Below are 291 nucleotides of genomic sequence, written 5' to 3' on the forward strand. Positions count from 1 at the left end.
GTGCTGCGTGATCGGCGGTTCGTGGGCCTGGCCGAGTTGAACGAGGCCATCTTCGAACTGGTCGACCAGATCAACGCGCGGGGATTCCAGAAGCGGGAGGACTCCAGGCGGATCGTGTTCCTGCGGGATGAGAAGCCACTGCTCAATCCCTTGCCGCCGGTGCGGTTCGAGTTGGCGGATCTACGAAAAGCAAAGGCGGGACCGAACTATCACGTTCAAGTGGACCGGAATTTCTACTCCGTGCCATCGGCGCTGATCGGGTGCAGCTTGGATGTGCGGGTCACCTCTAAC

Annotated in this window: 1 protein-coding gene; it reads left to right on the forward strand. The window is 60.5% G+C overall.

The window, feature by feature from the left end; genetic code table 11:
• Nucleotides 1–21: 21 nt before the first annotated feature.
• Nucleotides 22–291, forward strand: a 270-nt coding sequence (locus FPZ47_RS28065) for a Mu transposase domain-containing protein (protein WP_428321261.1), incomplete at its 3' end; no start/stop codon positions are given.

The sequence above is a fragment of the Mycobacterium helveticum genome, from assembly GCF_007714205.1.
GTDB classification, from domain to species: domain Bacteria; phylum Actinomycetota; class Actinomycetes; order Mycobacteriales; family Mycobacteriaceae; genus Mycobacterium; species Mycobacterium helveticum.